General features: G+C 72.1%; 25 protein-coding genes. 14 read left to right on the top strand and 11 right to left on the bottom strand.

From position 1 onward, the window contains the following. Positions 1–19 precede the first annotated feature (19 nt). Together MJ604_RS24215 and MJ604_RS08905 are read right to left on the bottom strand one after the other, a co-directional pair. Positions 20–1144: a glycosyltransferase gene (locus MJ604_RS24215; RefSeq protein ID WP_243057982.1), complete on the bottom strand. Its 1125-nt coding sequence runs from the start codon at positions 1142–1144 to the stop codon at positions 20–22. Further along, positions 1141–1716, bottom strand: coding sequence for a TetR/AcrR family transcriptional regulator (locus tag MJ604_RS08905; protein ID WP_243057983.1), 576 nt, complete (start codon positions 1714–1716; stop codon positions 1141–1143). Before MJ604_RS08905 ends, MJ604_RS24215 begins: the two co-directional genes overlap by 4 nt. A gap of 162 nt (positions 1717–1878) precedes the next feature. Between MJ604_RS08905 and secA the strand changes: the two genes are divergently transcribed. Continuing rightward, positions 1879–4674: a preprotein translocase subunit SecA gene (secA, locus tag MJ604_RS08910; RefSeq protein ID WP_243057984.1), complete on the top strand. Its 2796-nt coding sequence runs from the start codon at positions 1879–1881 to the stop codon at positions 4672–4674. 685 nt (positions 4675–5359) lie between these two features. On the opposite strand, the gene MJ604_RS08915 is transcribed toward secA, so the two are convergent. From MJ604_RS08915 to MJ604_RS08930, 4 genes are all read right to left on the bottom strand, one after another. After that, complete coding sequence (locus MJ604_RS08915) at positions 5360–5869, bottom strand: Rv3235 family protein (protein WP_243057985.1); 510 nt, start codon at positions 5867–5869, stop codon at positions 5360–5362. A 14-nt stretch (positions 5870–5883) separates the two neighbouring features. After that, positions 5884–6480, bottom strand: coding sequence for a LysM peptidoglycan-binding domain-containing protein (locus tag MJ604_RS08920; protein WP_243057986.1), 597 nt, complete (start codon positions 6478–6480; stop codon positions 5884–5886). A 98-nt stretch (positions 6481–6578) separates the two neighbouring features. Beyond that, positions 6579–7721, bottom strand: a complete 1143-nt coding sequence (locus tag MJ604_RS08925) for a hypothetical protein (protein ID WP_243057987.1) — start codon at positions 7719–7721, stop codon at positions 6579–6581. Further along, positions 7718–8440 (bottom strand): bifunctional 2-polyprenyl-6-hydroxyphenol methylase/3-demethylubiquinol 3-O-methyltransferase UbiG, encoded by a 723-nt coding sequence (locus MJ604_RS08930; RefSeq protein ID WP_243057988.1) that lies wholly within the window; start codon positions 8438–8440, stop codon positions 7718–7720. Before MJ604_RS08930 ends, MJ604_RS08925 begins: the two co-directional genes overlap by 4 nt. Positions 8441–8565: 125 nt before the next feature. Here MJ604_RS08930 and MJ604_RS24220 point away from each other — a divergent pair, with 125 nt between their 5' ends. Further along, the gene (locus MJ604_RS24220; RefSeq protein ID WP_243057989.1) at positions 8566–9306 is read left to right on the top strand and encodes a response regulator transcription factor; all 741 of its coding nucleotides are present in this window, start codon (positions 8566–8568) and stop codon (positions 9304–9306) included. Positions 9307–9315: 9 nt separating this feature from the next. Beyond that, positions 9316–9849: a hypothetical protein gene (locus MJ604_RS08940; protein WP_243057990.1), complete on the top strand. Its 534-nt coding sequence runs from the start codon at positions 9316–9318 to the stop codon at positions 9847–9849. A gap of 14 nt (positions 9850–9863) precedes the next feature. Here MJ604_RS08940 and MJ604_RS08945 read toward each other — a convergent pair whose 3' ends face one another. From MJ604_RS08945 to MJ604_RS08960, 4 genes are read right to left on the bottom strand one after another with little or no spacing between them, the layout of a single operon-like run. After that, positions 9864–10193, bottom strand: coding sequence for a sec-independent translocase (locus MJ604_RS08945; protein WP_308194125.1), 330 nt, complete (start codon positions 10191–10193; stop codon positions 9864–9866). Between the two features lie 17 nt (positions 10194–10210). Further along, complete coding sequence (locus tag MJ604_RS08950) at positions 10211–11371, bottom strand: Mrp/NBP35 family ATP-binding protein (protein ID WP_243057991.1); 1161 nt, start codon at positions 11369–11371, stop codon at positions 10211–10213. A gap of 11 nt (positions 11372–11382) precedes the next feature. After that, positions 11383–11931: a DUF1003 domain-containing protein gene (locus MJ604_RS08955; protein ID WP_243057992.1), complete on the bottom strand. Its 549-nt coding sequence runs from the start codon at positions 11929–11931 to the stop codon at positions 11383–11385. After that, positions 11928–13211, bottom strand: coding sequence for a magnesium transporter MgtE N-terminal domain-containing protein (locus MJ604_RS08960; RefSeq protein WP_243057993.1), 1284 nt, complete (start codon positions 13209–13211; stop codon positions 11928–11930). The genes MJ604_RS08955 and MJ604_RS08960 overlap by 4 nt, the downstream gene beginning before the upstream one ends. Before the next feature lie 30 nt (positions 13212–13241). Here MJ604_RS08960 and MJ604_RS08965 point away from each other — a divergent pair, with 30 nt between their 5' ends. Genes MJ604_RS08965 through MJ604_RS08990 form a run of 6 tightly spaced genes read left to right on the top strand, consistent with a single transcriptional unit; the run spans position 13242 to position 18976 of the window. Then, complete coding sequence (locus MJ604_RS08965; protein ID WP_243057994.1) at positions 13242–14264, top strand: hypothetical protein; 1023 nt, start codon at positions 13242–13244, stop codon at positions 14262–14264. Between the two features lie 3 nt (positions 14265–14267). Then, entirely contained in the window at positions 14268–14663 is a 396-nt protein-coding gene (locus MJ604_RS08970) for a hypothetical protein (protein ID WP_243057995.1), read from the top strand. 43 nt (positions 14664–14706) lie between these two features. Continuing rightward, positions 14707–16113, top strand: coding sequence for a phospholipase D-like domain-containing protein (locus MJ604_RS08975; RefSeq protein WP_243057996.1), 1407 nt, complete (start codon positions 14707–14709; stop codon positions 16111–16113). Continuing rightward, positions 16110–17672: a bifunctional 2-polyprenyl-6-hydroxyphenol methylase/3-demethylubiquinol 3-O-methyltransferase UbiG gene (locus tag MJ604_RS08980; RefSeq protein ID WP_243057997.1), complete on the top strand. Its 1563-nt coding sequence runs from the start codon at positions 16110–16112 to the stop codon at positions 17670–17672. Before MJ604_RS08975 ends, MJ604_RS08980 begins: the two co-directional genes overlap by 4 nt. Further along, complete coding sequence (locus tag MJ604_RS08985; protein ID WP_243057998.1) at positions 17669–17878, top strand: DUF6752 domain-containing protein; 210 nt, start codon at positions 17669–17671, stop codon at positions 17876–17878. The genes MJ604_RS08980 and MJ604_RS08985 overlap by 4 nt, the downstream gene beginning before the upstream one ends. Positions 17879–17890: 12 nt before the next feature. Further along, positions 17891–18976, top strand: a complete 1086-nt coding sequence (locus MJ604_RS08990; protein WP_243057999.1) for a hypothetical protein — start codon at positions 17891–17893, stop codon at positions 18974–18976. On the opposite strand, the gene MJ604_RS08995 is transcribed toward MJ604_RS08990, so the two are convergent. Next, entirely contained in the window at positions 18907–19950 is a 1044-nt protein-coding gene (locus MJ604_RS08995; protein ID WP_243058000.1) for a hypothetical protein, read from the bottom strand. The two genes, MJ604_RS08990 and MJ604_RS08995, sit on opposite strands and share 70 nt — an antisense overlap. Positions 19951–20038: 88 nt before the next feature. Here MJ604_RS08995 and MJ604_RS09000 point away from each other — a divergent pair, with 88 nt between their 5' ends. The 5 genes from MJ604_RS09000 (at position 20039) to MJ604_RS09020 (ending at position 26173) form a co-directional block, all read left to right on the top strand. After that, complete coding sequence (locus MJ604_RS09000; RefSeq protein ID WP_243058001.1) at positions 20039–21139, top strand: endonuclease/exonuclease/phosphatase family protein; 1101 nt, start codon at positions 20039–20041, stop codon at positions 21137–21139. Between the two features lie 27 nt (positions 21140–21166). Beyond that, positions 21167–22231 carry a hypothetical protein gene (locus MJ604_RS09005; RefSeq protein WP_243058002.1) on the top strand — a complete coding sequence of 355 codons (1065 nt, stop codon included), beginning with the start codon at positions 21167–21169 and terminating at the stop codon, positions 22229–22231. 128 nt (positions 22232–22359) lie between these two features. After that, a complete protein-coding gene (locus MJ604_RS09010) occupies positions 22360–23712 on the top strand; it encodes an endonuclease/exonuclease/phosphatase family protein (RefSeq protein WP_243058003.1) in 1353 nt (450 codons plus the stop codon). Positions 23713–23772: 60 nt separating this feature from the next. Continuing rightward, entirely contained in the window at positions 23773–24873 is a 1101-nt protein-coding gene (locus MJ604_RS09015; protein WP_243058004.1) for a hypothetical protein, read from the top strand. 94 nt (positions 24874–24967) lie between these two features. Further along, positions 24968–26173, top strand: coding sequence for an acyl-CoA dehydrogenase family protein (locus tag MJ604_RS09020; RefSeq protein WP_243058005.1), 1206 nt, complete (start codon positions 24968–24970; stop codon positions 26171–26173). Positions 26174–26179 lie beyond the last annotated feature (6 nt).

Below are 26179 nucleotides of genomic sequence, written 5' to 3' on the forward strand. Positions count from 1 at the left end.
GCTGGTGCCCAGGCTGGTTCTAGGTGCTTGCAAAGGGCTTGGGGTCTGGTTGCACCCCGGCTGCCGCCGCTCCGTCCGTGAGCGCCTCGAGCGCGCTCGCGCCGTCGGCGACGGCGTCGGTCGCGCGGATCGCCGCGCCCAGCCGGGCGGCCGCGGTCCGGTAGGACGGCTGGTCGAGGAGCGCGGCGAGCGCCGTACGGAAGTCGTCGGCGGAGCCGCGCCGCGACACCATCCGCCCGGCGCCGGCGGCCTCGACGCTGCGCCCGACCACGACGTGGTCGGCCTTGCCGTCGAGCGGTACGACGAGCAGCGGCACGTCGTGGGCGAGACCGGCCATCGTCGAGCCGTGGCCACCGTGCGTGACCAGCACCGAGGCGCCGGGCAGCGTGTTCGCGTGCGCCAGCCAGCGGTGCACCTCGGCCCCGGGCCGGGCCGTCAGGTCGGTGGGGTCGATGGTCGGTCCCGTGGACACCAGCACCCGTGCCGGCAGCCCGTCGGTGGCGTCGACGAGGCGCTGCAGGACGGAGGCCATCCCCGGGTAGCCGAAGGTGCTGAGCCCGACCACGATCGTGGGCTCGCGCTCGTCGCGCGGCGACCAGGTCGCCAGCGGACCGACCTGGAGCAGGTTGGCCGCGGCCGGCGCCGGGTCGACCTCGGCCAGCGTCATCAGCAGCCGCAGCTCGGCGGAGTCGAGGGCTCGCTGCGGCGCCAGCCGGCGCAGCCGGAGGTTGAGGCCCATCGGTCCGCCGAGGATGCCCTGTCGGTACGCCGCGGCGTACATGTGCTCGAGGACGGCGTACCGCACCCCGGCGCGGCGCACGGCGTCCATCGCGCCGAACATGAACGAGTCGACCACGACCAGGTCGGCCGGCTCGGCGGCCAGCGCGTCCAGGAGATCGCGACCCATCCCGGCGTCGGCGAACACGCCGAGCATCCGCAGCGGTGTGTAGTCGCGGGTGGAGTCGAAGCTCCGCGCGTGCCGCGGTCGTACGAACGTGAAGCCCGCGCCGGCGAGCGCCTGCTCCTGCGACGGGTGGCCGAGGAACCGGACGGTGTGCCCGCGCCGCACCAGCTCGCGGGCGAGTGCGGTGGCCGGCGGCACGTTGCCGCCGCCGTCCCAGGTGACGAGGAGGAAGTCGCTCACAGCAGTGCTCCCACCAGCGCGCGCACTCGTTGCTCCGTGGCGGCCAGGCTCAGGCCGCGGTCGCGGCGCAGCTGCTTCCACGTGTAGACGTCGGTCGCCACGGCCAGCAGGTCGACCAGCTCGTCGCGCTCGGCCCCGGGGGAGGGGAGCATCGGCTCGAACACCGCCACCACCCAGGAGCGGTGGAACGCCCGCCCCGCGTCGGTGACCTCCTTGGTGGCCGGGTCGACGTGCTCCTGGGCGAGCATGCTCAGCACGGTGTCGCCGCGGCGCTCGTAGTGCTGGAGCACCGTGCGGACGGCCGCGTCCGGATCGCCGACGGGGGTACGCCGCTCCTCGCCGACGGTCGTCAGCGCGTGCTGGCGGGCCGCGTCGATCAGGCCGGCCCGGTTGCCGAAGTGGCGCAGCAGCGTCTGCACGCTCACGCCCGCGGTGGCTGCGATGTCGTCGAGCGAGATCTGCGAGACCAGCCGGGTCTCGGCCAGCGTGATCGTCGCGTCGAGCAGCCGCAGCCGGGTCCGCTCCACGGCCTCGGCCCGGGCGGTCATCGTGTAGCGGCGCGTCGTTTTCATGACAGTACGAGTTGACACGAACCTGCGGGTTCATGTCAACGGTCGTTCACGCGAATATCTGGACCGGTCGCAAACCGTCGCGCGGGTTAGGGTGGGTTCAGGCCCCTGGGTAGAGTGGCGCCGCCCCTGCCTTCAGGCTGAACACCCAGGAGTTGTGCCCACGTGCCTGCCATTCTCGACAAGATCCTCCGCATCGGCGAAGGCAAGATCCTCCGACAGCTCGAAGCGATCGCGAAGGCCGTCAACGCCATCGAGGACGACTTCGTCGCGATGAGCGACGCCGAGCTCCAGGGCATGACCGTGGAGTTCAAGGAGCGGCTCGCCAACGGCGAGTCCCTCGACGACATCATGCCGGAGGCGTTCGCGACCGTCCGCGAGGCCGCCCGCCGGGTCCTGGGCCTGCGCCCGTTCGACGTCCAGATCATGGGTGGCGCGGCGCTGCACCTCGGCAACATCGCCGAGATGAAGACCGGTGAGGGCAAGACCCTGGTCGCGGTCGCGCCGTCGTACCTCAACGCGCTCTCGGGCAAGGGCGTCCACGTCGTCACCGTCAACGACTACCTGGCCAAGTACCAGTCCGAGATGATGGGCCGCGTCCACCACTTCCTCGGGCTCGAGGTCGGCGTGATCCTCCCGGAGATGCGCCCCGACGAGCGCCGGGTGGCCTACAACTGCGACATCACCTACGGCACCAACAACGAGCTCGGCTTCGACTACCTGCGCGACAACATGGCCGGCTCGATCGAGGAGTGCGTCCAGCGCGGCCACAACTTCGCCGTCGTCGACGAGGTCGACTCGATCCTCATCGACGAGGCGCGGACCCCGCTCATCATCAGCGGCCCGACGCAGGACGAGGTCAAGTGGTACGGCGAGTTCGCCAAGATCGCGCGCACCATGACCATCGACGTCGACTACGAGATCGACGAGAAGAAGCGCACGATCTCGGTCCTCGAGCCCGGCATCACCAAGGTCGAGGACTACCTCGGCATCGAGAACCTCTACGACTCGGTGAACACGCCGCTCATCTCGTTCATGAACAACTCCATCAAGGCCAAGGAGCTGTTCCGCAACGACAAGGAGTACGTCGTCATGAACGGCGAGGTGCTCATCGTCGACGAGCACACCGGCCGCATGCTCGCGGGTCGCCGCTACAACGACGGCCTGCACCAGGCGATCGAGGCCAAGGAGGGCGTTGAGGTCCGCGAGGAGTATCAGACCCTCGCGACGGTCACGCTGCAGAACTACTTCCGCCTCTACGAGAAGCTGTCCGGCATGACCGGTACGGCCATGACCGAGGCCTCCGAGTTCGACAAGATCTACAGCCTCGGCGTCGTCCCGATCCCGACGAACAAGCCGATGGCGCGCATCGACCAGCCCGACCTCGTCTACCGGACCGAGGAGGCCAAGTACGACGCGGTCGTCGAGGACATCGCGACCCGGCACGAGAAGGGCCAGCCGGTCCTGGTCGGCACCGTCTCGGTCGAGAAGTCCGAGCACCTCTCGGCCAAGCTCAAGAAGCGCGGCATCCCGCACACCGTCCTGAACGCCAAGGTGCACGCGGACGAGGCCAAGATCGTCGCGCTCGCCGGTCACAAGGGCGCGGTCACCGTCGCCACCAACATGGCCGGTCGTGGTACCGACATCATGCTCGGTGGCTCGGTCGAGTTCCTCGCCGACGCCGCGCTCCGCAAGGAGGGCCTCGACCCCGCCGGCGAGACCGCCGAGGCCTACGAAGCCGCCTGGCCGGCCGCCCTCGAGCGGATCCGCGGCCAGGTCGCCGCGGAGCACGACGAGGTGCGCGAGATCGGCGGCCTCTACGTCGTCGGCACCGAGCGCCACGAGTCGCGCCGCATCGACAACCAGCTGCGTGGTCGCTCCGGCCGTCAGGGCGACCCGGGCGAGTCCCGGTTCTACCTGTCGCTGCAGGACGAGCTGATGCGGCTGTTCAAGTCCGACTGGGTCGACCGCGTGCTCCAGGTGCTGAAGATCCCGGACGACGTCCCGATCGAGAACAAGCGGGTCACCAGCGCGATCGCCAACGCGCAGGGGCAGGTGGAGTCGCAGAACTTCGAGTCCCGCAAGAACGTCCTCAAGTACGACGACGTGATGGACCGCCAGCGCAAGGTGATCTACGCCGAGCGGCGCGAGGTCCTCGAGGGCAAGGACCTCGAGGAGCAGATCCGCACGTTCCTCGACGACACCGTGGACGGCTACGTCAACGCGGCCACCGACGGCTTCTCCGAGGAGTGGGACCTCGACGGCCTCTGGACCGCGCTGCGGCAGATCTACCCCGTCGGTCTCGACACCGAGGCGGTCGTGGAGGAGGCCGGTGGCCGGGAGACCCTCGACCGCGGCCTGCTGATCGAGGCGATCAAGGCCGACGCGCACACGGCGTACGACCGTCGCGAGGAGGGCGTCGGCGAGGTCGTCATGCGCGAGCTCGAGCGGCGCGTGGTGCTCTCGGTGCTCGACCGCAAGTGGCGCGAGCACCTCTACGAGATGGACTACCTGCGTGAGGGCATCTCGCTGCGCGCCTACGCGCAGCGCGACCCGCTGGTCGAGTACCAGCGCGAGGGCTTCGAGATGTTCACCACGATGATGGACGGCATCAAGGAGGAGACGGTCGGCTTCCTGTTCAACCTCGACGTCCAGGTCGAGGTCGAGGAGGAGGACGAGGAGGTCGAGGAGGCCTTCGAGCCGATGCGCCAGGCCGTCCCGACCGCCGACGCCCCGCAGATCCGCGCGAAGGGTCTCGACGCTCCCAAGAAGCCGCAGAACCTCTCCTACTCCGCTCCCAGCGAGGACGGCGAGGTCGAGGTGCGCGCCGAGGCCGAGGCGGCGGACGAGTTCGCCGGCACCGGCCGCAACGACAAGTGCCCCTGCGGCTCGGGCAAGAAGTACAAGCAGTGCCACGGTCGCCCCGGCGGTCCGACGGGACTGACTGCTCGGATCTCGTAAGACCTTCGGTGGTCGAGTAGCGGGCGCCAGCGACCGTATCGAGACCTTCCGAAGCTCAGGGCGGTGGCCAGGTGGTCACCGCCCTGAGTCGTCTCACCGGGTCTCGACACGCGCCCCGGCGGTCCGACGGGCCTGACGGCTCGCATCTCGTAACACCTTCGGTGGTCGGGCAGCGAGCGCCAGCGAGCGTCGCCCCGGCGGTCCGACGGGCGTGACGGCTCGCATTTCGTAACACCTTCGGTGGTCGAGTAGCGAGCGCCAGCGAGCGTATCGAGGCCCCCGATGCCCCGGGCGGCGACCTTCTTGTCGCCGCCCTGGTTCCTCTCACCGGGTTTCGACGCGCCCCGGCGGTCCGACGGGCCTGACGGCTCGCATCTCGTAACACCTTCGGTGGTCGAGTAGCGAGCGCCAGCGAGCGTATCGAGACCCCCGATGCCCCGGGCGGCGACCTTCTTGGTCGCCGCTCTGGTTCCTCTCACCGGGTTTCGACGCGCTCGCGCGGCTTCGTCCCTCAGTCGCGTCGCTTGCTCAACCTCGTCTCGCGACGCGCGCCGCTCCTTCGTCGCGGCGCGCTGCTCGCTTGATCTCGACGCGCTCGCGCGGCTTCGTCCCTCAGTCGCGTCGCTTGCTCAACCTCGTCTCGCGACGCGCGCCGCTCCTTCGTCGCGACGCGCTGCTCGCTTGATCAAGCGAACTCCAGTGCGGTGCAGCACCAGCGCTGCTGGCGCTCCTCGAAGCGGGCGGCGAGCGCGCGGGAGTGCTCGCCGTACCGCACGTGCGCGCTGACCTCGACGACCTCGCGGGCCAGGAAGCACAGGTGCACGCCGAGCACCTTCGGGCGGACCGGCTGCACCCGGCCCAGGCCGGCCGTGTGCCGACCGGCGCGCGCGACCAGCTGGGCGCGGCGCTCGAGGTCGACGTAGACGTCGCGCGAGCTCCAGCGCAGCAGCTGGGTGACCGGCCGGTCGCCACCGACGATCTCGACCGCGGCCTGGGTGTAGCGCCGCGCCCACTGCTCCAGGCCGCGCCGGCGTGGGTCCTCGATCGAGATCACGTCGGCCCACGGCCGGCTCGTGTGCCCGCCGGTGACGACGGGCGGGTCCTGGCGCGGCTGCAGGTCGAGCGCGAGGGTGCCCTGGACGCTGGCCACGGGTGCCGGCGGGTGGAGCTGGACGACGTTCTGCGGCTGGGACATGGATGCCTCCTGGATCACTGGTCGTGGTGCGCCGGGAGGCGCAGCCGTTGGGCGGGCTCGATGAGGTCGGGGTCGGGGCCGATGACGGACCGGTTCCGCGCATAGATCTCGCGCCACCGGGCGTCGATCTCCACCGGGTCGGCGCCTGGACCCAGATCGGCGGCGGCGAGCTCCCAGAGGGTGTCCCCGGGGCGTACGACGACCTGCTCGGCGGTCCGGACGTGGACCGGTGCGCCGAGGGCCCGGTCGGGGAACGGCAGGCCGGCCACCGACGGCTGCCGGTCGCGGTGGACCTCGCCCGGCGTCGCCTGGGCCGGCACGGCGAGCCCGGCGACGACCGCCGCGCCGCAGGCGAGCAGCACCAGGCGGCGCAGTGGTGCCGGGACGCCGGGAGCGGTGGCCCCGGTGACGGCCTCCGCCACGACGGCCGTGGTCACGACCCACAGCCAGGCGGCGGCGACGCACCCGGCGCCCGCGCAGAGGCGGACCAGGACGTCGTCGAAGCGGGTGGCCGGTGCCAGCGCCTGCGGCAGCAGCCAGGCGACGAGAGCGGCGCCGGCCGCGGTGGCGGCCAGCCAGACGACGAGGCAGCGGTGGACCGGAGCGTGCATCCCGAGAGCCAATCTATGCGTTTGCTTCCGTTTGCTTCACGATGCGCTTTTTTGCGCGCATGGTCAACCGGTTGTCCACAGCAGGTCGAGAGCCCGCCTCAGGACGCGAAGAGGTGCGCGAGCAGGTCGGGCGTGCGGAGGTCGCGCCAGCTGTCGCCGCCGTCGTACGAGATCAGGCGCCGCCCGTACTGCCGGTGCGGGGCCACCAGAGCGCCCTCGACGGAGTACGGGTGCATCGTCCCGGTGGGGTGGTCGGCCAGCTCGAAGGCGGTGTGGTCGGGGCTGGTGGCGACCGCGAGGCCGAAGTACTCCAGGACCAGGCGACCGTCCGCCAGGCTGGTGACCCAGGTGCAGTTCGGGAACGAGCCGCCGTCGCCCTGGTGGGCTCCGACGAGCTCGAACGGAAGGTCGACGTCGCGCCAGGTGCGGCCGCGGTCGGCGCTGAGGTCCGCGCGCCAGAGGCCGACCACCACGTGTCGGCCGAGGACCGCAACGCGGGCGCCGGTGGTACCACCGTCGCAGTACTCGAAGTGGCTGGTGGCGAGCCGGTGCCTGCTCCAGGTCCGTCCGTCGTCGGTCCACGACAGGGTGCGGCGGCGCGGGTCCAGGCACCACGTGCGGCCGCGGAGGTCGGTCAGGGCGCCGGGGGTGGAGCGGGAGCGGGCGCAGCGCGAGCGGGGGAGGTCCTCCTTGGTGACCGTGCGGCGGGCCGGGTCCAGGAGCCAGCCGTGCCCGAACCGGACGTCGCTCTCGCGGTACGGCCGGTAGCCACGCTCCTCGGTCAGGGGCACGACGCCGCGGGCGCGCAGCAGCACGGGTTCGCGACGGCTCCACGAGGGTGCCATCCCGACGAAGCCGCCCCCGGCGGGCCACCACTCCAGGTCCAGGCCGCCTCCGGGAGCCCACCTGCGGAGGACGTGCGCGCTGCGGTCCACCAGGGCGACGGCCGACTGGCCCATCTCCGGATCCGGCCACCAGCGGGAGCGCATCTGGAAGTAGAGAAGCAACGCGCGGCCGTGGCCGCGGACCCACGCGTACGGGTCGCCGGCCGCGGTGATGATCGGGAGCGGGTTCGGCCCGGGTGCCGGTCCCGGTGCCGCGACGGGCGCCGTGGCCGGTGCCGTGGCCGGTGCCGTGGCCGGCGGCGGGGTGGTGTCGCTGGGCTCCTCGGGAGCGCTGACGAGCGCGCCGACGCAGGCGGCCGCGACGACGGCCGCCGCTGCCGCGGTGAGGAGGCTCATGGTCGCCTGGCGCGGAAGGTGAGGTGGCCCATCAGCCCCGGCTGCCCGACGCGATACGCGAACGACGTGTAGGCGGACGGCAGCCGCTTGAGCGGGTGGGGCAGGTACCACGCGTACCGGTCCGCGGCGTCGTACACGCGGAACTCGAGGTCGGTGAAGCCGGCCCGCCCGGCGACGCGCTCGACGGTGTGGCGCGAGTTGAGCCGGTACCGGGTGGGGAACCGGTGGTCGTGGGCGGCGGCGTCGCCCTTGAGCCGGTGCAGGACGGCCGGCTGGATGCCGAGGCGGTTCGTGGCCCAGGCGGTCGCGCCGAAGTAGTGGTGGACGTTGAGGGTGAGCGCGAACCAGGACCCGCCGGGACGGAGCAGCCGGTGGCACGCCTGGGCGAACGCGTCCGGGTCCTCGACGTGCTCGAGCACGAAGATCGCCAGGACGACGTCGTACCGGCCGGGATGCTCGGCCGCGAGCTCCTCGGCGGTGAGCCGGTGCCGCTCGTCGAGGGTGCGGTTGTTCTCGATGGCGTGGTCCGGGTCCGTGCCGACCAGGTACGGAAGCCGCTGGAGGAGCGGGCCGAGGTCGCCGGAGGCGTGCTCGCCGGCACCGATGTCGAGGACGGTGCCGTGCACGGGGCAGCGGCGCGAGGCCCAGCGCGCCAGGTCGCGGGCCGGGTTGTCGGGCGCCCGCACGATGCGGGTCGGCGCCGGCGCAGTCCTGGTCATGGCTCCTCCCTTCCTCCGATGGTGGGGGAGGTGCAGGGGCTGCGCGACGGAGGCGAGGCGGGTGGCAGGTTCTACCCAACGGACGTGCCAGGTCGTAGCCTGGAGGATCGGCTCAGGAGGTCCGCGTGGGAGCTGTGGAGCGTCGCACCAGCGAGTGGGTCGATCTCGTCGGAGACCTGCTCGCCCGGCCGCTCGCGGCCTTCCCCCGGCGGTGCGTCTCCGCGCGGCTGTCCGAGACCTTCGGGTGCCAGGTGAGCTGGAGCTGGGTGGACGGGCCCGGTCGCGCCGGGTTCGAGCTGCACCAGCCGGTGCCCGGCTTCCCGACGCCCGAGGCGCTACGGGTCCTCCGGGAGACGTCGACCCAGCATCCGGTGCTGCGGTGGTACGCCCGGACGGGCCGGCTCACCCCGACGACCGTGGAGCGGGTGCCGAGGTCCCTGCACAGCCACGTCAGCCGGGCCGTGCTCGCCGAGCACTTCGCGCCCTTCGAGCTCGAGCACCAGCTGGTGATCACCTACCGGGTCGAGAAGGCGGGAGTCCGCGCGTTCGTGCTGGCGCGGGGCCGACGGGACTTCCCGGACGAGGACGTGCGGGTCGCGACCGCCGTACAACCGCTGCTGATGCTGCTCGACCGGCAGGCATCGGTCCCCGGCGGCCCGGCCGCCGAGGAGTCCGGGTTCACGGGCCGGGAGCTGGCCGTCCTGGGGCTGCTCAGCGAGGGCCGGACCGCGGCCGCGATCGGGACCGGGCTGGCGATCTCGGAGCGGACGGTGCACCGGCACCTGCAGCGGGCCTACCGGAAGCTCGGCGCGCACGACCGGGTGAGCGCGGTCCTGCGGGCGCGGGAGGCCGGGATCATTCCGTAGGGTGCGGTCATGTCCTGGGAGGACGACCTCTTCGCGCTGCTCGACGACCTCGAGCAGCAGGCCGAGGCGCTCTACGCCGCCGACCGGGACGCCGAGCTCGCCGACCGCAGCAGGGCGGCGTACGGCGCGGTCACGCTGGCCAGCCGGCTGATGGCCTCGCTCGACACCGATCTCCGTCTCGAGGTCCAGGGGGTCGGCACCGTCGCGGGTGGGCTCGAGCGGGTGGCCGACGGCTGGTGCGTGCTGCGCGGGCCGGCCCAGGACTGGGTGGTCTGCCTCCCGGCGATCTCGGCCGTGCACGGCGCCTCGGACCGCTCGGTCCCGGAGGTCGCCTGGTCACCGGTCGCGAGACTCGGCCTCGGCTCGGCGCTGCGGCGGCTGGCCGACGCGGGGGAGCGGTGCGTGCTGCACCTGCGCGACGCGACGTCGTACGACGCGCTGCTGCGCCGGGTGGGCGCCGACTTCGTCGAGGCGACGGTCGGCGAGGGCCGCAGCGTGCTGGTCGCGTTCAGCGCCCTGGCGGCCGTGCAGTCGCGCGAGTAGGTGCCGCTCGGCGCTCAGGTGGCCTCGGAGTCGTACGGCGGGACCTCGCCGGTGCCGAGCGGACGCTGGCCGCGCCGGGTCGGGCGGACCGGCTCGTCGTCGTCCTCCTCGAGGACCTCGGCGATGTGCTTCTTCACGATCGTGCGCGGGTCGAGGTCGCGCAGCTCGAGGTCGGCGTACTCCGGCCCCAGCTCGGAGCGCAGCTCGTCGCGGGCGGTGTTGGCCATCCGGCGGACCTGCTTGACCAGCTGGGCCGCCTGCTTGGCGAACTCGGGGAGCTTGTCCGGTCCGAAGACGAGCACCGCGACGAAGGCGATCACCGCGAGCTCGGGCAGACCAGGCACGGGCAGAACCTACTTGATCAGAACTTGCTGGTCGGCGTCAGGCCGAGCTGCATCCCCGCGAGGCCCCGGCCACGGCCGGCGAGCTTCGAGGCGATCTCGGTGAGCACCGTGGCGCCCGGAGAGGTCGGGTCGGAGTCGACGATCGGCTTGCCGGCGTCGCCGCCCTCGCGCAGCGAGACGTCGAGCGGGACCTGGCCGAGCACGGGCACGTCGTACCCGAAGCGGCCCGACAGCGTCGCGGCGACGCGGGCGCCGCCGCCGCTGCCGAAGATCTCCAGCCGGTGGTCGGCGGAGGCGTCGCAGTGGGGACAGGGCAGGAAGCTCATGTTCTCGACGACGCCCACGACGCGCTGGTGCATCATCGAGGCCATCGTGCCGGCCCGCTCCGCGACCTCGGCCGCGGCCTCCTGCGGGGTGGTCACCACGACGACCTCGGCGCCGGGCAGGTGCTGGCCGAGCGAGATCGCCACGTCGCCGGTGCCCGGCGGCAGGTCGAGGAGGAGTACGTCGAGGTCGCCCCAGTAGACGTCCGCGAGCATCTGCACGAGGGCCCGGTCGAGCATCGGGCCGCGCCAGGCGACGACCTGGTCGCGGCGCGGCTTCAGCATGCCGATCGAGATCACCGACACGCCGCTGGCGGTGGGCACCGGCATGATCAGGTCGTCGACCTGGGTCGGGCGGCTGTCGGCCACGCCGAGCATCGCCGGGACCGAGTGGCCGTAGATGTCGGCGTCGACGACGCCGACCCGCAGGCCCTGCTTGGCCATCGCGAGCGCGAGGTTGACGGTGACCGAGGACTTGCCGACACCGCCCTTGCCGCTGGCGATCGCGAACACCTTGGTCAGCGAGCCCGGCTGGGCGAAGGGGATCTCCCGCTGCGCCTGGCCGCCACGCAGCGTCTCCTGGAGGCCCGAGCGCTGCTCCGCGGTCATCACGCCGAGCTGGAGGTCGACGCCGGTGACGCCGGCGACCTTCGAGACGGCCGCGGTGACGTCGCGGTTGATGGTGTCCTTCAGCGGGCAGCCGGCGACCGTCAGCAGCACGGTCACGTGCACCAGCCCGGCGTCGTCGATCTCGACGGACTCGACCATGCCGAGGTCGGTGATCGGGCGCTTGATCTCGGGGTCGTTGACGGTCGCGAGAGCGGCGTTGACCTGCTCGAGAGTGGGGGTGCTCATGATCCCCGAGTCTAGGTGGTGGGTGGCTCGACTTCCGCCTCGGCGGCGTGACCCTCAGCACGCTCGTGGGCACGCTCGTCCCGCTCCTCGAGGTCCTGCAGCAGCGACCGCAGCTCGGAGCGGAGGAAGTCCCGGGTCGCCACCTCGCCGACGGCCATCCGCAGCGACGCCACCTCGCGGGCCAGGAACTCCATGTCCGCGTGGGCGCGGGCGTTGGCCTGCCGGTCCTGCTCGGCGATCACCTTGTCGCGCTGCTCCTGCCGGTTCTGCGCGAGCAGGATCAGCGGCGCGGCGTACGACGCCTGGAGGCTGAGCACCAGCGTCAGGAAGATGAACGGGTAGTCGTCGAAGCGCACGCTCTCCGGCGCCAGGGTGTTCCAGAGCACCCAGAACACGACGACCGCAGTCATCCAGATGAGGAAGCGGGCGGTGCCCATGTACCGCGCGAAGCCCTCGGCGAAGGAGCCGAACGCGTCGGAGTCGTACGCCGGGCGCCGCAGCAGGGGCTGTCGGCGCAGGTCCTTGGGCGTGTCCAACCGCGCGCCGCGAGGCTCGGTCATCCGGTCACCTCCTCGCGGTCGTCACGGAGCCGGGCGCGGTCGCGCCAGCCCTCGGGGAGCATGTGGTCGAGCAGGTCGTCGACGGTGACGGCACCGATGAGGTGGCCGTTCTCGTCGACGACGGGAGCGGCGACGAGGTTGTACGTCGCCAGGTGGGCCGCGACCCCGTCGATCGACGCCTCGGGGCGCAGCGTCGCCATCGTGTCGTCGAGCGCGCCCGCGACCAGCGACGAGGGGGGCTCGCGCAGCAGGCGCTGGATGTGCGCGACGCCGAGGAACCTGCCGGTCGGCGTCTCCAGAGGCGGGCGGCACACGTAGACGAGCGCGGCCAGCGCCGGCGTCAGCTCCGGGTTCCGCACGTGCGCCAGTGCGTCGGCGACGGTCGCGTCCGGGCCGAGGATCACCGGCTCGGGCGTCATCATCGCGCCCGCGGTCTCATCGGCGTACGACATCAGCCGCCGGACGTCCTCGGCCTCCTCGGGCTCCATCAGGTCGAGCAGCGTGGCCGCGGTCTCCGGCGGCAGGTCGGCGATCAGGTCGGCCGCGTCGTCGGGCGACATCTCCTCGAGGACGTCGGCGGCACGCTCGGAGTCGAGGTTCGCGAGGATCTCGACCTGGTCCTCCTCCGACAGCTCCTCGAGCACGTCGGCCAGCCGCTCGTCGTCGAGCGCGGCGACCACGGCGCTCCGGCGCTCGGGCGGCAGGTCGTGGATCATGTTGGCCGCGTCGGCGGGCCGCATCTCGTTGAGCGCCGCGATCAGGTGGGTGGCGCCCTGCGCCTCCTCGCGCTTGCTCAGGCCCTCGACGTCGCGCCACTCCACGACGTGGGTCTGGCTCCGGCTGCTCCGCCGGCGCAGGCCCTTCGCGCCGACGACCTCCTTGACCGCGACGCGGCTGACCACCCAGTCCCGGTTGCGCGCCTGCTCGATGCCGACGTCGTACACGGTGCCGGTGACGTCGCTGCCGGAGATGCGGACCGTGCGGTCGAGCATCTGGCCGATCACCATCGTCTCGCTGGGGCGCTGCTCGAAGCGGCGCATGTTCAGCAGGCCGGTCGTGTACACCTGGCCACTGTCGATGTTCGTCACCCGTGTCATCGGCACGAAGATCCGGCGCCGGCCGAAGACCTCGGCCACGAGGCCGAGCACGCGCGGCTGGTGGACCTCGGTGCGCACGGCCACGACGAGGTCGCGGACCTTGCCCACCTGTTCGCCCACCGGATCGAAGATCGGGAGGCCGACGAGGCGAGCGACGAAGACGCGCGCGGGGGTGGTGCTCACGTGCGGACACGCTACCGCTCCGATGGGAGCATGGGCGTCGTGTCGGCGTCGGAGCAGCGGGTGGTTCTGCACGTCGGCCTGCCCAAGAGCGGGACGACGTACCTCCAGGGCCTGCTGGCGCCCAGCCGGGACCGGCTCCGGGAGGCCGGGATCCTCTACCCGTTCGTCCGGCCGGGAGCGCAGTTCCACGGCGCGGTCGAGATCCGCGGCAGCCACGACAAGTTCGGGCTCAGCGCGGCCGACGTGGCCGGCACCTGGGCCGCGCTGTGCGCGCGGGCCCGCGACTTCGCGGGCACGACGATCATCAGCCACGAGGTGCTGGCCGGGGCGAGCCCCGACCAGGTGCGGACGGCGCTCGAGCCGCTCGCCGGGGTGGACGTGCACGTCGTCGTCACCGCGCGCGACCTGGGGCGGCAGGCGGTCGCGCACTGGCAGGAGGAGGTCAAGCTCGGCGCGACGTACTCCTTCGCCGACTTCGAGCGCACGCAGCTGCGCGCGGACGCCGGTCCCGGCGGCGACCGCCCGCACTTCTGGCACGCCCAGGACTTCGCCGACTGCCTGCGGCGCTGGTCGCCGGGCCGGTCCCACCTCGTCGTCCTGCCGCGCCCGGGCGCCGAGCCCGCGGAGCTCTGGAACCGGTTCGCGGCGGCCGCCGGCATCGACGCCGCCGTCATCGACCCGGCCGGACAGGCCCCGGCGAACCCCTCCCTCGGCGTCGCCGACATCGCGCTGCTGCGCGCCGTGAACGCCGGGCTCGACGGCCGCCTCGATCGCGGCGACTACCTCCGGCTGGTGAAGCGTGAGTACGCCGAGGGCGTGCTCGCCCGCCGACCGGGTCCGCGGCCGCGAGCGCCGTACGACCTCCGCGAGGTCTTCGAGCCCGCCACCGCGGCCTGGCTCGCGCAGGCCGAGCGCGACGGGGTCGAGATCCACGGCGACCCCGGTGACCTGGCGCCCGTGCTCGCCGCGCCCGGCGACCGGCGCCCCGACGACGTCGAGCTCGCGGAGGACCCCGCGGACGTGATCCGCAGGTTGGCCCCGCGGCTACGATGAAGCATGCTCCGGCGCTGGGTGCCCGCGGTCGTCGCGGTGGTTGCCGTGCTCGCTGCCGGCTGCGGCAGCGAGAGCGGTGGTGACTCCGCCGACACCTCGCCCGACCGCGCGACCGACACGGCGACGCCTTCTGAGACGGCCGAGCCGCTGCCCGCGGGGACGCTCCCGTGCGCGGTGGTCTGGGAGGAGCGCGCCACGCTGCCGCGCGGGTACAAGGGGTGCGCCGAGGATGCCGGGACCTACGTCCCGGCGGACCCGCTGGCCTGCGAGTCGGGGCAGAAGATCATCCGGTACGACGACCGTTTCTACGCGGTGCCGGGCGGCGTGGTCCACGCCGCCGATGCGCCGTTGAGCGAGGACCCGGAGTACCGTGCAGCAGCACTGCGATGCCGCGCCTGAGCGCTCGCACGACCATCCAGGACCGTTGAGAGGGAGTTCCGGCGTGGCCCGATTCCTTGCGCTGCTCGTCGCCGTCTCGTGTCTCGTGATGCCCTCCGCCGGGTCTCCGGCGACCGCGGCCCCCACCGTGGCGACGGCGGCAACGACCGCTGCCGCCGCTGCGCCGGACCGCTACAAGCCGCGCCCCGGGCCGACGTTCAACAGCCCGCTCGGTGACACCAACGCGCGGCGGATGATCTTCCACAAGATCATGCGGTCCATCAACTCGTCCCCGCGGGGCAGCGAGATCCAGATCCTCACGTGGAACTTCCTCACCAGCGCCGGCACCGACGCGCTGCTGGCCGCCCAACGCCGCGGCGTGAAGGTCATGGTCCTCATGGACGCCACGAACAACGACGAGGACCTCGTCAACGGGCCGTTCCGCCGGCTGCGCTACGAGCTGCGCGAGGGCAACGAGAAGGCTCCCAAGGGCCGGAAGAGCTGGGCCCGGATGTGCGCCAACTCCTGCCGCGGCCCCGGCGGCGCCGCGCACGCCAAGCTCTTCATGTTCTCGAGGGTCGGCGACACCAGGCGGGTCGTGATGCAGGGCTCGGCGAACTTCACGCTCGCCTCGACCAACAACCAGTGGAACGACATCTACACCCACACCCGCACCCGCTCGGTGTGGCGGTTCTACGACCGGGTCTTCCACCAGGCCGCGCTGGACAAGAAGGCCAGGCGCCCGTACGTCTCGCAGGACTTCAAGGGCTTCCGGCTCATCATGTTCCCGCTCGCCGCGCAGCGGGACCCCGTCATGGACCTGCTGAACAAGGTGAAGTGCTGGGAGGCGACCAACACGCCGAGCGGACGCACCATCATCCGGATGGCGCCCGACGTCATCCGGCAGTCGCGGGGACTCGCGCTGGCCCGGAAGGTCCGCGAGCTCTGGGACCGCGGCTGCGACATCAAGATCGGCTACACCGTCGTCGGCATCGACGTCGGCCGCGTGCTGCGCAACCCGGCGGGCCGCGGCCCGATCCCGATGAAGCACCTGACGCAGGACTTCGACGAGGACGGCGCGTTCGACAACTACTTCCACCTCAAGGCGATGTCGATCGTCGGCAACGTGCGTGGCGACCGGTCCGGCTACGTCGTGCTCAACGGCTCCGCCAACTGGTCGAGCCTGGCGAAGAACAGCGACGAGAACCTCGGCATCTACTGGAGCAAGCACCGCACGCTCCAGTACCAGCAGCACATCGACTACTGGTACACGAACTTCCCCAAGCCGCCGGTGAACGACAACACCAACGACCCGACGACGGACCCGAACAACGCGCGCCGGATGCCGACGACGCGCGTCGCCGGACCGGACGACCTGGTCTTCGGCACCGGCGCGAACGCCGTCTTCGAGGACGGCACGCCGTACTCGCGGACCGGCGTGGACCCCTACGCCAACCTCGACCTGCAGTGAGCGCGCCGCGTCCGGTGTGGGTGCGGAGCGCCGACGACAGCGGCTTCGCCGTCGTCACCGCCTCGGACCGGCCGGTCGACGTCCGCATCGACGGCCGGCGGGTCTGGACGTTCTGGACCCACCGCGACACGGTCCCGACGGCGTTCCCGCTCGACCGCGGGCCGTGGCCGATCCGCAAGGCGCACTGGCCGACGCCGCTGCGCCGGCACCTCGACGGACGCGCCCGGATCAGCGTGGTCGACTCGGCCACCGGCGCGACGTACTTCGACCGTGACGTGGCGCTCGGCGGCGGCGAGGGCGAGATCCGGGTGCGGAACAAGAAGGGCGTCGACCTCGGCATCGACAAGTCCGGGCGGCTGGTGCCGACGTTCGCCGGCCGGTCCACCCGCGACATCTCCGCGCTGCTGGACGCGACCGAGTCCGTCATCGAGGCGCTGCGCTCGGCCGGCGTCGAGCCGTTCGTCGCGTACGGCACGCTGCTCGGCGCGGTCCGTGAGGGCAAGGTCCTCGGCCACGACTCCGATGCCGACCTCGGCTACGTCAGCCGGTACTCCGACCCGGTCGACGTCGCGCGTGAGTCGTTCGAGGTCCAGCGACGGCTGGCGCAGGACGGCTGGGAGATCTCGCGCTACAGCGGGGCCTCCTTCAAGATCTACGTGACCGAGGCCGACGTACGGCGTGGCCTCGACGTGTTCGGCGGCTTCCTCGACGCCGGTCGCCTCTACCTGATGGGCGAGATCGGTACGCCGTTCGAGCGGGACTGGATCTACCCGCTCGGGACCGCCGAGCTCGACGGCCGCCCGGTGCCGGTCCCGGCCCGGCCGGAGAAGCTGCTCGAGGCGACGTACGGCCCGGGGTGGCAGACGCCGGACCCGGCGTTCAAGTTCACGACGCCCGACCGCACGATCCGCGCCTTCGACGACTGGTTCCGCGGCGTGCAGCCCGGCATCCGGCACTGGGACCGCAAGGCCGCGCACGCCTCGTCCGGCTCGGCGCTCAAGAAGCCGTCGTTCCTGGCCAAGCGCGCCGCCAAGCTCGCGCGCACGCTCGACGCCGAGGTCCTCGACATCGGTGCCGGCAGCGGCACCGACAGCCTGTGGCTGGCCAAGCAGGGCCTCGCGGTGACGGCGTACGACTACGCGGTCCGTGGCCTCGCGCCCGCCCAGGAGCACGCGGCACAGGAGTCGCTGCCGCTCGACGTCCGCTACCTCAACCTCGCCGACCGGCGCTCGGTGCTGTCCGAGGGTGCGCGCCTCGCCAGCCGGCCGCGGCCGCGCGTCGTGCTGGCCCGCCACGTCGTCGACGCCACCTCCGGCCTCGGCCGGGAGTCGCTGGCGCGGCTGTGCTCGATGGCGCTGCGCGACGGCGGGCAGCTGCTCGCGGAGTTCTACACGGCCGACGCCGGCACCGAGGGAAGGCTCCCCGACTGGGTGCTCGGCAAGGTCGACGCCGACGCGTTCGCTACGCTGCTGCGCGGTGCCGGGGCCTCCCAGGTCGACGTGCAGGAGCTGGAGCGCAAGGGCCGGCCGATCGTCCGAGTGGTAGGGGTGTGGTCATGAGTTCGCTGCTTCCGGGATCGCGGTCCACCGTACGACGCCTCGAGGAGCGCGTCGCGGACCTCGAGGCCGACGTGGCGGAGATGCGCCGGCACAACGTCCGGCTCGCGGAGCTCGTCGACGTCGTCCAGGAGCTGCTCGTGCCGGTGGCGTCGCGGGACGAGGCGAAGATCCAGGAGGCGATCGCGCGCTTCCAGGAGTCGCTCTAGTGGTCGCCGCTGATGGTTGAGCGCACCTTCGTCCACATCGGGCTGCCGAAGACTGCGACCTCGTACCTCCAGACGATCATCTGGTCCAACCGCGAGCAGCTGCGCGAGCGGGGGATCGTGGTGCCGGGCGCCGAGCGGCGCGACCACCTGTGGGCCTCGCGCACGGTGCGCGAGCAGCGCAGCCACCAGCGGGCGCCCGAGCACCAGCAGACCGCGTGGTCGCGGATCTGCGCCGAGCTCGCGGGCGCGAGCGGCACCGGCCTGATCAGCCACGAGTTCTTCGCTGCCGCCAGCGCCGAGCAGGCCGTCGCCGCGGTCGACGCGCTGGGCTCGACCGAGGTGCACCTCGTGGTGACCGCGCGCGAGCCGCTCGGGCTGTTCACCGCCAGCTGGCAGGAGAGCCTGAAGAACGGCTCGACGACCGCGATGCCCGACTACGCGCGCGAGGTGTCGGAGAAGCCCACCGACATCTGGAACTGGCGGACCCTCGACCTGCGGCTGGTGCTGGAGCGGTGGACCGCCGCGGTCCCGCCCGAGCGGGTGCACGTGCTGGTGCTCGACCCGGACGCGCCGCGCGAGGACGTCTGGCACCGCTTCGCCGGCATCGTCGGCTTCCCGACCGAGGGCATCGACCTGTCCGGGTCGTTCCCGAACACCTCGATGGGCGTCGCGGAGGCCGAGACGCTGCGCCGGGTCAACGCCCGGCTCACCGGCTTCGACAAGGCCTTCGACAAGGGCGTCTACCTGCGCACGTTCCTCGCCGACGAGCGGCTGGTGCCGCGCCGCGGCGAGCGGTTCTGGCCCGAGCCCGACCAGGTCGAGGACTGCCGGCGCCGCGCCGTCGAGGCCGTCGACCACCTGGGCGGAGCGCCGTACGACGTCGTCGGGAACCTCGACCAGCTGCTGGTCCCCGACGTGCTCGAGGAGCGCCGCAGCACGTTGTCGGTCACCGACGAGGAGGTCGCCGACGTGGCCGTCGACCTGGTGGCGACGATGCTCGGCGACGTGCGGGAGCTCCGGCAGTCGCGTCAGGACCGGCCGACGAACCGCTTGAGCCGCTTGTTCCGGTCACGCGGCGCCGACGACTCCTCGACGTAGAAGCCGGCCTTCGGCTCTGCCGAGAGCTCGGCGACCCGCGCGGCGAGCTGCTCGGCCGCACCCACCGGGAACGGCCGCGGCGTCGCGCCCGCCTGCAGCGGGTCGTGCTCGACGAGCAGCCGGAGGTCGGCCAGCGTCTCTACGTCGTCGCGGGTGGTGAGGTCGTAGATCCGGCGCAGGTACGTCGCTCGCACGTCGTCGGGGAGGTCGCCGGCGGTCAGCGCCCGGAGCGCGCGGGCCGCCGGGGCGCGGTCGGGGCGGTAGCGCGCCGGTCCCGCCTGCGCCAGCGCGGTCCACTTGCGCACGAACTCCTCACCGGACGGCGCGTCGTAGTGCAGCACGCTCAGCCGGTCGTCCTCGTGCCGCGGCTGCCGCTCGCCGTCGGCCGAGATCGCCTCGTGGAGGGTGAGCGCCAGCCCGGAGCCGGGCCGCACGCCGGACTTGCCCATCACGTGGCCGTGGAAGTACGCCTGGTTGGTCGGCTCGCCGATGGTGCCGAGCACCTGCAGCAGGTTCAGGTCGCCGTCGTCGAGGAGGCGCTTGAAGCGGGTCGGCCGCTCGGGCTGGCTCCACTGGCTGACCGCCTCCCACGGGGGGAGCCGGACGGCGTCCACGCCGGCCGGGACCTCGGCGAGCGCCTCGCGGTCCACGCGGGCGACCTCGTCGCCGTCGACGTGGAACAGCCACTCGGCCCAGTCGAAGGGCTCCAGCACCCGGCGTACCCAGTTCGCGTTGATCCGCTGCCGCACGTTGAGGCTCTGCGGGCGCCCGTCGGTCCACCAGGTCTTGCGGCCCGTCGGGATGCAGGTGACGTGGGGGTGCGCGGCCAGCTCGGCCGCGATCTCCGGCTGCCCGGGCTCCTTGGGAGCGTCCAGGAACACGACCATGTGGTCCACGCCGGACGCCAGGTTCGCCGTGACGAAGAACCGCACGTTCTCGGGGGAGTCCTTGATCGTCGACGCCGTCAGGATCATGGCCGAAGGGTAGCGACGGTCCCCGCCTTGCCCGGGACAAGGCTCCGAAGAAGCCACTGGCGGAGCGCTCGGGTGTTAACCTCCTGCGGTGCCCCGCCATGCGCTCCGCAAGCGGCTGCCGGGCGGGCGACTCGCCCGGACGGTGCTCGGAGTGCTGCTGGTCGTGACTCTCGGACTCTCGGTCTTCGCGGCGGTCCGGGCGTCGCTGATCGACCTCGATCCGTCCGTCTCCTCGGAGGACCTCGCCGGGCAGGTCGCCGCCGACCTGAGCAGCCGCGCCGACGACCCGACCCCGGGTGCGGTCCTGCCTGCCCAGACACTGGTCAAGGCGCCACCCACCAAGGCCGAGATCCGCGCGCGTCAGGAGGCGCTCGCCGAGAAGCGGGCGAAGGCCAAGGACCGCGCGCTGGCCCGTGAGGCCGGCCGGCTCTCGCGCTCCGAGGAGGCCGCGCAGCCGTTCTCGCTGCGCATCGGCTCGTTCAACGTCCTCGGCAGCCAGCACACCGCCCCGGGTGGTGACCGCCGCCGGTACCCGCCCGCCTCGGTCCGTTCGCCGAAGGCGGCCGCCCTGATCGGCAAGCACGGCGTCGACATCGTCGGCACCCAGGAGCTCCAGACCGACCAGCTCGCCGCGCTGCAGTCGCGCACCGGGCTGGCGGCGTACCCCGGCACCGCCTGGGGGAGCGCCGAGACCGACAACTCGATCCTGTACGACGACTCGCGGTTCCAGTTCGTCAGTGGCAGCAAGTTCACGATCACGTTCATGGGCCGCGCGCGCCCGCAGCCGATCCTGCAGCTGCGCGACATCGCGACCGGCCGCGAGTTCTACGTCGTCAACACCCACCCGTCTGCGGGCGGTGGCCGGTACGCCACCGAGCGGCGCTCGGGCCAGCAGACGCTGGTCGGCATCGTCAACCAGCTCAAGGCCACCGGCCTGCCGGTGCTGGTCACCGGCGACATGAACGACCGCGAGCTCTTCTACTGCAACGTCGTGCCGGCCGCGGGGATGACCGCGCCGAACGGCGGCAGCTACGCCTCCGGCTGCGTGCCGCCCCCGAGCCCGATCCCGGTCGACTGGGTCGTCGGGGCGGGCCAGATCGCCTGGTCGAGCTACTGGCGCGACACGTCGCCGATCACCAGCAAGGTCAGTGACCACTTCTTCATCAGCGCGACCGCCCAGATCAGCTGAGCCGGTGGTTAGGGATACCCTCGCCCCGTGAGTGCTCGCCGTCCGGTCTTCGTCCACGTCGGCTCGAGCAAGACCGGGACCTCCGCGCTCCAGCACGGCCTCTGGGAGTCGGTCGACGCGCTGGCCGCGGCCGGTGTCGGCGTGCCGTTCGTCGGACGCCAGGAGCACATCCAGAAGCTGCTGCGCCCGCTCGGCTGGGTCGGGGGACAGGGGTTCACCAAGGACGTCGACCTGCCGCGGGTGAAGAGCCTGGTCGACCTGCTCCGGTCGACGCCGGGGGACCGGCTCCTCATCAGCAACGAGGACCTCGCCGAGTGCACGCCGGCGCAGGTGACGGCGTTCTCGGAGGTCGCCGACGCGGCCGGCCTCGACGTGCACGTCGTGCTGACCGCGCGCGACTGGGCCAAGCAGCTGCCGTCGGAGTGGCAGCAGTTCCTCAAGCACCGGCTGACCACCGACTACCCGACGTTCCTCGACGAGGTGCGTGAGCGTTCCAGCGTGAGCGCCGAGCAGTACTGGATGCGCCAGGACGTCCTCGACATCTGCACCCGCTGGGGGGCCGGCATCGACCCGGCCCGGGTCAACGTGATCCCGGTGCCGCCGATGCGCGTCGACCCCGACCACGTGTTCCGCTCGTTCGGCTCGGTGGTCGGCTACGACCCCGCCGTCATCACGCTGCCCGGCTTCGACGTCAACGCGTCGTTCGGGTACGTCGAGGCCGAGGTCCTGCGCCGGCTGAACCTGGCGCTCGGCAAGCGGCTGCCCGACTACCGCGCCGACTACCTGCCCGCGATCCGGCGGACCCTGGTCCAGAAGGTGCTCGCCCGGCAGGCGAGCGCGCGGCTGACGCTGCCGCCGGAGCACCTCGGCTGGGTCCGCGAGCTCGCGCAGGAGCGGATGGAGGCGGTGCGGGCGCGCGGCTACTCGATCCACGGCGACCCCGCGATGCTGGTGCCCGGCCCGGACGCCGCGGCGCCGGTCCCGGCGCTGGACGAGGCCGAGGTGGCCGCCGCGGCGATCAAGACGCTCGCCGACTTCGCGGTCCGGATCCACAAGAGCAGGCCGTCCGCGGGCCCCGGGAACGACGCCTGAACGACCTCCGGAGAACTACACGCGTGTAGTTGTTTCGAAGCGGTTGTCAGTGACGCATGGGGATGTTGTGATTGGTGTGACTTGGCCCGGAGGGCCTTTCTTCCCCAGTGTTTCAAGGAGTCCGGGCGATGCGTAGACGACTGTTCGCGACCGGTGTCGCGGTGCTGGCGACTCTCGCCGGCGTGGCCCTCAGCCCCGTGCACGCGGGTACCGGCGACCGCGCGAACGGCAGCGTCCCGAGCGACCCCGGCGGCGTACCTCCCACCAGCGACATCCGGATGGTGCAGGCCAACATCTACACCGGCCTGAGCACCGAGCGGTTCCAGGCGGACGTGAAGAAGGTGCTCGCGGTCCAGCCCGACTTCGTGACCTACAACGAGGTCCCGTTCCGCAACGACGCCGTGATGGCGCCCGACGGCTACGGCATCTACCGCGACATGACCGACCGCTTCACCGCCGCGACCCCCGTCGCGTGGCGCGAGGACCGCTGGACCCCGATCGGGCAGGGCAGCTGGATGATCTCGAACTGGCGCGGCAAGCCGCCGGGCAAGGTCGTCGAGCTCGGCCGGCGCTGGGCCAACTGGGTGACGTTCCAGGGCGTCGACGGCCGCGTGCTCTCCGTGGTGTCGGTGCACGTCGCCCCGGTCACCAAGGGCATGCCCGACCTGCTGCGCAAGTCGATGAACCGGCTCGAGAAGCTCGTCGCCCAGCTCGCGCCGTCCGGCCCGGTCCTCGTGGGCGGCGACTTCAACGTGGCGTACACCGGCCCGCGCTACCCCCGCGACATCCTCACCCGCAGCGGCCTGATCCCGACGTACGACAACCTCGCCTCGCACTTCTCGACGGGCGACCACCACGGCTACACGATCGACTACGTCTTCGGCACCCGCGCCGACGAGCTGCCGCCGGTCAACCACTACCCGATCGAGCTGAAGTCCGACCACGACGCGGTGGTCGCGGAGTTCACCTGGACGGTGGATGCGCCGTCCGAGACCACGATCGTCAGCAACAACCCCGCGGGCACCCGTCCGGAGCGCCGCGCCGCGCTGACCAGCCTGCTCACCGGCATCCAGGCCGTGGAGCCGGGCGCCACGATCGCGCTCGCGACGACCAGCCTCGAGGCCCCGGCCGTCGCGCGCCAGCTCATCCTCGCGCTCGGCCGCGGCGTCCACGTACGCGTGGTGGCCGCCTCCGCCCAGCCGACCTCCGCCGAGAAGCGCCTGACGAAGGCGATCGCGGGGAGCGGCGACGCCCTCAGCTCGGTGCGCCGGTGCAACGCCGCGTGCCAGGGCGCCTGGACCGGCGCCGGGCTGCCGCGCACGCTGATGATGGTCAGCGACGCCAGCGGCGAGTGGGTCACCCGGTACGACGTCGCCCGCAAGCTCGGCAAGGCGCTGGTGTCCTCGCCCACGCGGGTGACGGTGCGGGTCGGCCAGTACGCGCTCGAGGACGGCCAGCGGATGCTGGAGTCGCTGGGCTGACGCTGGGCTGGTCCCTGGGCTGAGTTGCGCCGTCGGCCGGCGATGCAGTGGAGTGACCCCATGTCGCGCCGGCTCTACGTCCACGTCGGCCTCCAGAAGACGGGGACGTCGTACCTCCAGGCCGCGCTGCTGAACAGCACCGAGCAGCTGACGGCGCAGGGCCTGGACCTGGTGCCGCCCACGAAGCGTGAGTGCTTCGAGCTGATGGTCGTGGTCCGCAACCGCTACGAGGCACGCCGCGACGAGGCGTCCGACCGGGCGACGGTCGACCGCTTCACCTCGCAGCTCGACAAGGCCTCCGGCTCCCGCGCGGTGTTCAGCCAGGAGTCCCTCGCCGCGGCCGGTCCCGGCCAGATCGAGCGGCTGCTCGCGGCGTGCGGCGACCGCGAGGTGCACGCGGTGATCACGGTCCGCGACCTCGCCCGGCAGCTGCCGTCGATGTGGCAGGAGGACCTCAAGGCCGGGGGCACCACCGGCTTCGGCGCCTACGTGCGCGGCCTCCAGGAGCAGGAGCGTGCCGGGAAGGCGAAGGCGCCCTGGATCCACCTCGACCCGCCGACGGTCGCCGCCCGCTGGGCCGGCGCGCTCTCGGCCGACCGCGTGCACGTGATCACGGTGCCGCCCGCCGGCAGCCCGACCGGTCTCCTGCTGGAGCGGTTCGCGAGGGTCCTCGACGTCGACCCGGCCCGCCTCGAGCCGGAGGACCGGCCCAGCAACTCCAGCCTCGGCCAGGTGCAGGCTGAGGTGCTGCGGCGCGTCAACGCCGAGCTGCCCGAGGAGGTGCACCGGCGCTACGTGTACGGCGACGTCGTGAAGCGCCAGTTCGGCGCCCAGGTCCTCGGCGCCCAGGAGAAGCAGCGGATCCTCGTGCCCGCCAAGTTCCGGCCCTGGTGCGAGGAGGTGTCCGAGCGGCAGGTCGCCGAGCTCGTGACGGGCGGCTACCGCATCGAGGGGTCGTGGGACGACCTCCGCTGCACCGAGTCGGCGTTCGCCGAGGGCAGCACCCGGCCCAGCGAGCGTGAGGTCGCCGCGGCATCGGTGACGGCCCTCGCCGCCATGCTCGCCGCCCGCGGGACGGCCGAGGCGGAGCGCCGTACCGGCGAGATCCGCGTCGCTGACGATGGCCTGCTGACCAAGGTCAAGCGCAGGCTGGGTAAATAGCGCCCGTGGCACATGTCACCGGTCGCGCAGGTCTCAGGACGCGTTCCGGCGGATAGCATCCTGGCGTTCCTGCACGCCCATGGAAGGTTCCACCATGCCTCGACTCGCTCAGACCGACGGCCTCACCGAGGACCAGCAGGAGATCCTCAAGGCCGTACGCCGCTTCGTCGACGAGAAGATCCTGCCGGTCGCGACCGAGCTCGAGCACGCGGACGAGTACCCGCAGGAGATCGTCGACGGGCTCAAGGAGCTCGGCATCTTCGGGCTGATGATCCCCGAGGAGTACGACGGTCTCGGCGAGTCGCTGCTGACCTACGCGCTGTGCGTCGAGGAGATCGCGCGCGGCTGGATGAGCGTCTCCGGCGTCATCAACACGCACTTCATCGTGGCCCACATGCTGATGCAGCACGGGACCGAGGAGCAGAAGAAGAAGTACCTCCCGCTGATGGCTGCCGGCGAGGTGCGCGGCTCGTTCTCGATGAGCGAGCCCGGCCTCGGCTCCGACGTCGCCGCCATCAAGACCAAGGCGGTCAAGGGCGACGACGGCAACTACACGATCGACGGCCAGAAGATGTGGCTGACCAACGGCGCCACGTCGACCCTGATCGCGCTGCTGGTGAAGACCGACGAGGGCTCGGACTCGGTCTACAAGAACATGACGACGTTCCTGGTGGAGAAGGAGCCCGGCTTCGGCGAGACCGCGCCGGGCCTCACCATCCCCGGCAAGCTCGACAAGATGGGCTACAAGGGCGTCGAGACCACCGAGGCGGTCTTCGAGGGCCACCAGATCTCGGCCGACCAGATCCTCGGCGGCGAGCCCGGCAAGGGCTTCTACCAGATGATGGACGGCGTCGAGGTCGGCCGCGTGAACGTCGCCGCCCGCGCCTGCGGCATCGCGCTGCGGGCCTTCGAGCTGGCCATCGACTACGCGCAGCAGCGCGAGACCTTCGGCAAGCCGATCGCCGAGCACCAGGCGATCCTGTTCCGGCTCGCGGAGATGGCGACCAAGGTCGAGACCGCGCACTCGATGATGGTCCGCGCGGCCCGCACCAAGGAGCGGGGCGAGCGCAACGACGTCGAGGCGGGCATGGCGAAGATGCTGGCCGCTGAGTACTGCAACGAGGTCGTCCAGGACTCCTTCCGGATCCACGGCGGCTACGGGTACTCCAAGGAGTACGAGATCGAGCGCCTCTACCGCGAGTCGGCGTTCATGCTGATCGGCGAGGGCACCTCCGACATCCAGAAGATGATCATCGGGCGTGCCCTGCTCAAGGAGTACGCCAACGGCTCTGGGTCCTAGGCTCTT

The sequence above is a fragment of the Nocardioides sp. SR21 genome (assembly GCF_022761125.1).
In the GTDB taxonomy this organism is placed as follows: domain Bacteria; phylum Actinomycetota; class Actinomycetes; order Propionibacteriales; family Nocardioidaceae; genus Nocardioides.